Consider the following 8,747-nt stretch of genomic DNA (forward strand, 5'->3'; position numbering starts at 1 on the left):
CTGCTGTGCGGCTGCACCCCACCACCGCCGCCGACAGCGGCACCGAAATCGAGTCCACCAGCGAAATCCGAACCGGTCCTGACCGGGACCTTCAAAGTTCAAGTCGCAAACAATATCTCCGACGACGGCAAATCGAGCCCCGAAGGGGCCGGGACGTTCGACCTGGTGGCCAAGTCGGTATGCAGGGACGGGCGCTGCGTGGCCACCGCCGCCGCGCCCAAGGCCGACGAGCCGAACGCCATCACCGCCCAGTCCGGTGCGAAGTCTCTGGTATTCGATTACATCGGCGACCGCTGGGTGGCGGCCGCCCAATTCGACTTGACCTGCCCGCCCAGCGCGGGCGGCGACAACCAACCCACGCGCTGGTGGCGGACCTACGTCCTGGAACCCAAACCGGACGGAACCTGGTCGGGTGAGTACGCCGGCCGCAATTCCCTTGAGGCATGCGGTGGTTCGGGCCACCAGTCGCTGACAATGACCCGTACCGGAGACGCCGACCCGGCCGTAAACCTCCCCGACCCAGCGGCCCAACCGCCCTACAAATCGAGTCCCGCGGGCGGCTTCCGCGGCAAATACGTCTCCAGGATCACGCAGCCGGGCTCGGACGCGGCGACCGATACCTTCGCCTCCACGACTTCCTGCGTGCGCACCGGCGAGGCTTGCCTGACCTACCTGACCAACGCGCAGGGCGTCCCGCGGGCGTTGCTGTTCGCCGACGGCAAGTGGACGGAGTTGAGCGCGCCGTTCAACGCAGCCTGCCCGGCCGGCGCCGAGGGTACCGCGCAGGTCGTCACCAGCGCCGAACTCCCGCTGCCGCCGTCGCCTCAGGATCCGATCCCCCTGGTGACCGGCAAGTGGCGTCAGACGTACACCGGCGACTGCCCCACGACGGTGGAGGCCGACGTGAATTACGAGCGAACCGGAGATTAGCTCAGCCGGCGACGCGGGGGTTTTCGCGTACTCCGCGATACATGCCCCATCGGACGATCAATGGCATCACCACCCGTTCGACCGACCAGGACGGGAAGCGGAACGTGCGGCCGGTGGGAAAGAACACCTCCAGCCCGCTGGGCTGTATACCCAGCAATGAGCCCCAGCGCCGCCCCGGCGTGCGGAAGGTGCGCAACTTCCGATCGGCGAATTCGGCGCGGATGTTACCGGCCACCAACGCATCCCCACGATTGCGGGCGGAGCTTCGCAACGGGTCGGTCGCAGCGATGTCCCCGACCGCGAAGACACCTCGATGCCCGGGTACGCGAAGCTGTGGCGTCACCCGGACGAACCCACGCTCGTCGAGCAGATCGGGTGGCAGCCAGTCGGTGTTGGGCCGCACCCGGCCGATCGCCCAGACGACGGCGTCAGCGCCGGCCGCGGGCTGTCCGGTGCTCCAGGTGACCGGCTCGCCGGTGATCTCGTCGCCGGTGAACCCGTTCGAGACCACGGCGCGATGTCCAGGGTGCAGGCCCACACCGAGTGAGGTCAGCCGACCTTCGATGCGCCGCCAGATCCCCGGGTGGTACTCGACCAGAGCGCGCTGCCCGGGGAAGTACAGATCGACCCGCTTCTGCGGCCAGGTGGTTGCCATGTTGGCCGCGCTGCTGACCGCAGCCGCGCCGCCGCCCACGATGATCACCGAGTCGGCCGCGGCCAACCGGTCGTGCGCGGCCCGTAGGTCGGCGTCGACCTCGGCGGCCGACTGCACCGTCGGCTGCCGCCAGAACCCGTTGGCCACCCCTGTCGAAATGACCAGCGCGTCGTACTCCTCGGCGAGCGGTGCGTCATCCCCGTCGCGCCGCCCGAAGACGGTTCGGGCCGCCAGGTCCAATCCCGTCAGCGTGCCCTGCACAACCCGGACCCGATCCAGGCCCCGGAACCTGTCGAAAGGGATCCAGTAGTCGCGGGCCCAGTCGTCGGGGCGGGAGAGCCGCACGCCGAGTTCCTGGCCGCTCACCAGCCCGGGCTTGACCGAGATGCCGACGACATCGGCGTGCTTGGCCAGGCGGATCGCCGTCAGGATCCCGGCGTCTCCCAGTCCCGCGACGACGACGCGTTTGCGGCTCATGCCACTATCCTGCGGGATGGCCGAGCCTGCGGGGCGGCCGCGGCACGAGACGCGGCACCCGGTCGATGACGTCCTGGTAGCCCGGTCGACGTTGCAAGCTTCGCGTCTCCATCATCGGAATGCTGGCACCCAAAAACATGCCCAGCATCGCCAGCGTGCCGGCAAACAACCACCACGCGTCCGACGGTGAAGCAGCCACCCCGAACAACGCCAGGGCAAACCAGAAGCTGAGTTCGCCGAAGTAGTTGGGATGTCGCGACCAACTCCACAGCCCTCGGTCCAGCAGCTGACCGGGCTGCCGGTCCCGGGCGAAGCGGTGCAATTGAACGTCGGCGACCAACTCGATGGCCACCGCTGCCAGGCCGACGACGAAGGCGAGCAGCGTGAGCCACCTGATGTCAGGTCCGGCGTGGGTCATGCAGACGTATACCGGGAGCATGCCCGTGAAAACCTGCAGGGTCGGGATCAGGTGTATCGCGACCAGGTCGACGGCGAATTCCCAGCGCCCCGCACGTTCCCGAAACATCGGGTAGCGCCAGTCTTCGTGGTGCAGACCGGGAAATCCGTAGACCCAGTTCGCGGTCAGCCGCACCGCCCACACAGTCACCAGCACGGCAACGAGCCAGCAGCGCAATTGGTCGACACCCGGTCCCGCCTGGCTCCACCAATAGAAGGCCAGCAACGGTGGAATGACGCTCCAGTACGCGTCGTAGAAGCTCGAGTTGTGGTACGCCCGGCTGAACGCAAAGACCACCACGGTGGCCAGCGCGTCGGCGACCAACGTGTCCAGCCACAGCTTGCCGGTAGTCGGACCCCACCCCAGCCAGGCGGCAGCCACACCGACAGCGACCAGGTAGGCCGCGCCGACCAGCGCCAGCGACCGGGACTTCGACATCGTCTGGGTGGCACCGCCTTTCGCAGTCGAAAAACTCTAACACCAGCGCAAACGCGGCCCGACCGGGTCAGCCCACGCGGTATGGTCACACGCACAACCGCATCGGTGGGGAGCACATGTCCGAGTTCAACGCGCCTAAACGCCGACCGGTGCGCGCGGCGCTGCGTGCCGCCGCGCGCGGATCGACTCTTGATCCCGCCACGGCCGAACGGGCGGCCAAGGACTTCGAAAAGGGGCTATTGCCGGCGGTAGGCGCCGAGATCCGCTGGGCATTCACGCCTCCCCGCATCTGGTTGTCGGGCGTCGTGGCCAACCTGTTCCTTGCCGTGGCGTGGTTGGTGCTGCAGAAGTTGATCTCGGTTCACGGCCCCCACCACGTGCAGGTGCGGCATTTCCACCGGCAGCAGCTGGACTGGGTCGTCCTGATCGGCAGCTACTTCTCGTCGTTCATCCTCGCCGATGTCACGACCACCAATACGCTCGGCGCCGATCACCTCCGCGTCCTTAAGGGCTTGTCCAACGGGGTACCGGCGTGGCGGGTGCTGCTGATCAAGAATCTGACCCTGCTCGTGCTGGTCGGGGTGCCGACCCTGACGGCGGCGATGGTGTTGACGCTGTCGCTGGAAACGCCGGCGCGGCTGGCCGTGACGATCCCCAACGTCGCGGTGCCCATTGTTTCCTGGTTGGGCGTGGGCAACGTTATCTCGGTGCTGCACCCGGTGAGCGCCGAGCCGCTGATTTGGCGGTGGCAGCAGCGTCGTGATTGGCGGCGCACCGGGAGCTGGCTGTTCGCCCTCGGGTTGCCTTATGCGTTGTACTACGTCGCCGACCCGATGGGCGGGGTGGAGCATCGCCTGCTGTGGACTCAGGTGCCCGCGGCGATCGGGCCGGTGCTGGGGCGCGACACGAAGAGCTTTGTGCATCTCGGCATCGCTCTCGTGGTCTGGGTGGCCGGAACCGTCTTCGCTGCGCTCTGGGTGCGCAAGCGCGGCTTCCGTATCCGGTGAGCTAAAGCGCCATAACGGAGTTGGGGGCAGTCCAGTCGGTCGACACCTTGCGATGCTTGATCAGCCAGGTGTCGCCGTCGGGCACCAGGATGTCGCGATAGCGGCCGAAATGGTCGAGCCCGATGTGGGTGACCACGGTGAAGTACGACGAGACGTGCGCCTGATCGGGGGTCAGACCGGTGAACAGCACATTGGCGACGTTGTGCCGCACCACCGTCTTGAAGCGCGCGACGTCGGTGCCGGCGGCGACGTTCCCGGTGACACCGCTGAGGAACGCCACGATCTCGGAGCGGCCGCGCAGTGGCTCGAACCCGCGTATCTCGAGGACACCGTCTGCGCAGAACGCCTCGGCGAGGCCGTCCAGCCGTCCGGCGTCCCCCGACCAGTTGTATCGCCCGAGAGTGTCGCGGATCTGCTCGCGGGCAACCAGTTCCCACATCTCCACCGCCGTGACTCCTAACTCGACCGCAGTCGCCCCGGTGCCGCGTAGCACGATAGTCCTGTCGAGGGCAGCCGAAAGGGGCTAGGTGTGCTAGATCGAATCGAGTTCGAGGTGACCAGGCAGGCGTCGACGCTGGATCACTACCGACGCGGCTGGACACCGGGGCCGGGTGTGGGTTTGGCCGGCATTTGGCTGGGGGCCGTGGTGTCTGACGCGTCGGGTCAGGATTACTGGGGTCTTCGGGGAACCGACGACTTCGTGATCGGCATGACTCACGTGGTCTCGCCGGTCTGCGGGTTCCGGGCGCTCCAGAAGGGCCTGGATCCCGACTCGCCGCACCTGTTCGACGAATACTCGTCGATCGACTGGTTTGAGCCGTTCGAGTACAGCGACAGCGGCGATCGCGTCCAGATGATGTTCACCAGTGGGCACATCGAGCGCGGCGCCAACGACTTTCACTGGTCCGACGCCAGCCGGCGGTGGAAGTTCCACGGCAAGACAGTCAGCGATGTCGTCGTGACGCACGTCCCGGCCCAGGACGGCATCGAACACGAGGTGTACTACCGGCACGAGCTGATGTACGTGACCGGGTCGGTGTCGGGCGTCGAGGTCTCGGGGTATGCGCACCAGGACTTCGCTTACGGGCCGCCGGGAATGGCGTACACCGAACTCCCGATCGCCCGCCGGCTGCAAGGCATGTGGGTGTCCTGGTTGCACGAGTACAGCGATGGTGAAATCGGCGGCGGCAGCTTCTGGCAAGGCCGCGACGGCCTGGCTTTCGGACCGGGTTACCAGCTGAAAGACGGTGTCACCACGGTCCATAACGATATCGTTGCCGAGCCGAGTTTCGATGACGCAGGAAAATTGGTCGCCCTGGATGCAACGATCGGCGCGGATTCGTATTCGTTCACCTTCGACACCAGTGGCAGTCCGTTACATTTCTTCGGGCGTCTGACGAGCGATTCGTCCGGTAAAGAGCCGGCACGCAGTTGGTGCTGGGTCGAATACGCGGGTGGCATGCTGACCCCCGAACTGCTGGACTTCGTGCTGCAGCGCTTTCGGCTGGCCCGGGATCGCCGATGAGCACCGTGCAGGCCGCCCGCATCGGGCTGCTGTTCGACTACCTCGACGAGCACGGCGGTTACGACGAAAATATCCTTCCCGCTTTGCAACTGGTCGTCGACGACTTTGTGGAGCGCGGCGTGGTGGAGCGCCCGGTCGAATTGGTGGTGCGCGCGGTACAGGGTCTGCCGAACGGTTCCTTCCGGGCGGTGCGTGACGCGTTCTTCGATCTCGTCGCACAAGACGTGCTGGTGATCTTCGGCGCGTGGGTATCCGAAAACGCGGTTGCCCTAAGGCGGTACGTCGAAGAGCTGGGCCAGGTGCCGATCATCACGATGGGTGCATCCGAGAACATACTCGGCGAGTGGTCGTTCGGATTGCCCGCGGGCTCAATGGAAGAAGAACCCATCATCATGGCGACCGTCGCGGCACTGGACGGCTGCCGGACAGCCGGAATCGCGTTCGAATCGTCGCTGATCGGAGAAGAGTACCTGCGCACCGCCCGCGCGGCGTGCAAGGCCGTGAGCCTGGACATCTGCGCGGAGGTTGCTATTCCCCAGGTTCTGGCCGACAAGCGAAAGGCCATGGCGCAGCTCGCTGTTCACCAGCCCGACGCGATATTGCACATCGGCTTCGGGCTGGGAATTCCCGGGATGAACGACGCGCTCAGCGAAATCGGCTGGATGCCACCCCGATACACGACCACCGCTTTCGAGTTCGCCGCAACCAGCCAGTGGTGGCGTGAGCAGCTGGCGGGCTGGATCGGGCTGGACCAGTACGACGAGCGCAACCCGGTCGGCCAAGCCTTCCTCGACCGATTCGCAGCACGGCACGGACATCGTCCGGAATACTACTTTCCGCTCTATTGCTGCGATGTCGGGCGTTTGATGATGACCGCGTTGGCCGCCGCGCGGCCGTTGACGGGCGCGGGCGTCAAGGATGCGCTGGAGAAGATCAAGATGATGCCGGCCGCGACGGGAGCTCCGGGCACGCGAATCGGCTTCGGCAAGTTCATCCGTCGCGGTTGGATGGGCAGTGAATTCCTGGTGGCCCGCCGGGTGCTGCCCGACGCCAGCGGCACCGTCCTGCACGGCACCATCGAGGGCCTGGTCGAATTTCCTGTGGTTCCCGGGCCGCAATGACGCCCGTTCGTGTCATCCAGTGGGCTACCGGGCCGATCGGCGCCGCGCAACTGCGCGAAGTCATCGACAATCCCGAGCTCGAGCTCGCAGGTGTCTTCGTCTACGACCCGGCCAAGGTCGGTGTCGATGCCGCCACGCTGGTCGGGCGGCCTCCCACGGGAATCGTTACCTGCAACGACAAGTCAGCGATTCTGGCGCTGGACGCCGACGTCGTGTTGCACGCGGCCAGCAAGGCAGTCACCGAAAACACCAACACTGACGACATCGTGGCGCTGCTGCAGTCCGGCAAGAGTGTGATCACGACGACCTCGTACAACCACCTGCCCACCTATGGACAGGACACGCATCGGCGAATTGCCCTGGCATGTGACCGCGGCGGCAGCAGATTCCACGCCGCCGGCGAACACCCGGGCTTCATGTTCGAGCGGCTCGCGGTGGGGCTCACGGCGCTGTCACAGCGCGTCGACCGCATCACTGTGCAGGAGTTCGTCGACTGCTCGACCGTATCCGAGCGCCGAATGCTGTTCGATCTCATGGGCATGGGCAAGCCGCCCGACGAGATCACTACCGGCTCAGCGATGTTCAGGGCCGTCTCCCTGCAGTACGAACAGGCACTCGGGGCAGCCGCGGACGTTCTCGGGCTGCGGCTCGACGAGGTCGGCTCGGCCATCGAAACCGCAACGAGCGAAACCGACGTCGAGGTCGCGTGCGGGACGCTGCAAGCGGGAACCGTTGTCGGACAAAAGCTGTCATGGGCCGGCTATCGCGACGGGCGGCCGGTGCTCGTCGCCGAGGAACTCTGGACCGTGACCGACATCGCCGGCTGGGAGACCGCCGGTGACGGTGAGTTCCTCGTTCGGGTTCTTGTCGACGGATCTCCTTCGCTACGACTCGATTTGCGCGTCGCAGACGACTCGTTGCACGGGTCCGACGGAACGTCCGGCGGCCAACTCGCGGTCGCGATGACCGCGATCCGCGCGATTCCCTACGTGCTGCAGATGCCGCCGGGCGTGGTCATTCCGCGGGTGTTCGGCGCCTACCGCTGGCCCGATACGGTCACTTGACGACGTAAGGCCGGAAGCTGCGCGGGACCGTTGGCGTGACTCCGTTCAGGTCGAAGACGGCGATCAACGCCCGCAACAGAGCGGGGGACCAATCTTCGAATGGGTGCGCGTCCATCCGATCGAACAGTTCACCACGCAGGTGTTCGATGCCTGCGGGGTGCTGATCGTCGATCATCGAGCCGTTTCCCCTCTTAACAACTACCTGACTACTTCGCGTGGCCTCTCCCCGAGGCCCGCTGCGTGTTGATTTGTTGGCTGCCATCGACGCTAGGACCGGCGTATCGCGGTTGTACAGAGAACTTGGGAAATTCAAATCTGTTTCAGAGCTGAATATCAGCACGTTGACAGGGGGCGGCGGAGTTTCTCGAGACCTTTGGCGGAGTCGCTGCCGGAGTGTGCATGGTAGCTGCGTTTCCGGGTAGGGCACTTCGTTCCTCAGTCCCCTGGGAATAACCTTGCCTTCGGCTGCCAGTTCGTTGTGCACCAGCATCGATGAGTGGATTGTGTTTAAGGTCACCGTAATCCGATGAAACGCTGATCGTTCGCTTCTCGTGAGCATGAGCATGACCGTAACAACATATTACCCATCAGCGAACCAGGCTGCGAGCCACGGACGCGGCGCCCCGCACATCGCCGGCACCGCAGTGGCATTCCCAACGCACCGATACAACCAGGATGAGGTGGCACGCGAGCTCACGCAGGTCACCGGGCCGGAGTTCATGCGCTTCGCACGAACGACTGGCGTCGACTATCGCAGTCTCGCATTACCGCTGTCGCGTTACCCGAAAATCAGTGGCTTCACCGAAGCGAACGACGCATACATCGAGGTAGCCGAGGACCTCGGGGAGCAGGCAGTACTGTCCGCACTCGCCGCGGCCAACATCGAACCTGACGAAGTGGACGCCATCGTGACGGTCTCGAGCACCGGCATCGCGGTGCCGACCATCGACGCAAGGCTGATCTCGCGGATCGGTCTGCGGCCCGACGTCAAACGTATTCCGCTGTTCGGACTCGGCTGCGTGGCGGGCGCAGCGGGGATGGCACGCGTGCACGACTACCTGCGCGGCTACCCA

Annotated in this window: 8 protein-coding genes and 2 pseudogenes; 6 read left to right on the top strand and 4 right to left on the bottom strand. The window is 65.6% G+C overall.

All coding sequences use genetic code 11. The annotated features are described in order from the left end of the window. Positions 1 to 930: pseudogene (locus tag VML93_RS12200) on the top strand (hypothetical protein); the annotation flags it as partial. Between the two features lies 1 nt (position 931). Here VML93_RS12200 and VML93_RS12205 read toward each other — a convergent pair. After that, entirely contained in the window at positions 932 to 2,062 is a 1,131-nt protein-coding gene (locus VML93_RS12205) for an FAD-dependent oxidoreductase (RefSeq protein WP_325610886.1), read from the bottom strand. Positions 2,063 to 2,066: 4 nt separating this feature from the next. Next, positions 2,067 to 2,957, bottom strand: coding sequence for a DUF1295 domain-containing protein (locus VML93_RS12210; RefSeq protein ID WP_325610887.1), 891 nt, complete (start codon positions 2,955 to 2,957; stop codon positions 2,067 to 2,069). A 116-nt stretch (positions 2,958 to 3,073) separates the two neighbouring features. On the opposite strand from VML93_RS12210, the gene VML93_RS12215 reads away from it, so the two are divergent. Further along, positions 3,074 to 3,964 (top strand): hypothetical protein, encoded by an 891-nt coding sequence (locus VML93_RS12215; RefSeq protein WP_325610888.1) that lies wholly within the window; start codon positions 3,074 to 3,076, stop codon positions 3,962 to 3,964. Position 3,965: 1 nt separating this feature from the next. Here VML93_RS12215 and VML93_RS12220 read toward each other — a convergent pair whose 3' ends face one another. Beyond that, positions 3,966 to 4,409, bottom strand: coding sequence for a nuclear transport factor 2 family protein (locus VML93_RS12220; RefSeq protein ID WP_325610890.1), 444 nt, complete (start codon positions 4,407 to 4,409; stop codon positions 3,966 to 3,968). 84 nt (positions 4,410 to 4,493) lie between these two features. Between VML93_RS12220 and VML93_RS12225 the strand changes: the two genes are divergently transcribed. Genes VML93_RS12225 through VML93_RS12235 form a run of 3 tightly spaced genes read left to right on the top strand, consistent with a single transcriptional unit; the run spans position 4,494 to position 7,674 of the window. Then, the gene (locus tag VML93_RS12225; RefSeq protein ID WP_325610892.1) at positions 4,494 to 5,489 is read left to right on the top strand and encodes a hypothetical protein; all 996 of its coding nucleotides are present in this window, start codon (positions 4,494 to 4,496) and stop codon (positions 5,487 to 5,489) included. Next, positions 5,486 to 6,610, top strand: a complete 1,125-nt coding sequence (locus VML93_RS12230) for an ABC transporter substrate-binding protein (protein ID WP_325610894.1) — start codon at positions 5,486 to 5,488, stop codon at positions 6,608 to 6,610. The genes VML93_RS12225 and VML93_RS12230 overlap by 4 nt, the downstream gene beginning before the upstream one ends. Next, a complete protein-coding gene (locus VML93_RS12235; protein WP_325610895.1) occupies positions 6,607 to 7,674 on the top strand; it encodes a dihydrodipicolinate synthase in 1,068 nt (355 codons plus the stop codon). Before VML93_RS12230 ends, VML93_RS12235 begins: the two co-directional genes overlap by 4 nt. Here the strand turns inward: VML93_RS12235 and VML93_RS12240 are convergent. Continuing rightward, positions 7,667 to 7,849, bottom strand: a complete 183-nt coding sequence (locus VML93_RS12240; protein ID WP_325610897.1) for a hypothetical protein — start codon at positions 7,847 to 7,849, stop codon at positions 7,667 to 7,669. The two genes, VML93_RS12235 and VML93_RS12240, sit on opposite strands and share 8 nt — an antisense overlap. Positions 7,850 to 8,237: 388 nt before the next feature. Between VML93_RS12240 and VML93_RS12245 the strand changes: the two are divergent. Then, positions 8,238 to 8,747 (top strand): annotated as a pseudogene (locus VML93_RS12245) (type III polyketide synthase); the annotation flags it as partial.

The organism is Mycobacterium sp. (assembly GCF_035499775.1).
Taxonomy (GTDB): domain Bacteria; phylum Actinomycetota; class Actinomycetes; order Mycobacteriales; family Mycobacteriaceae; genus Mycobacterium.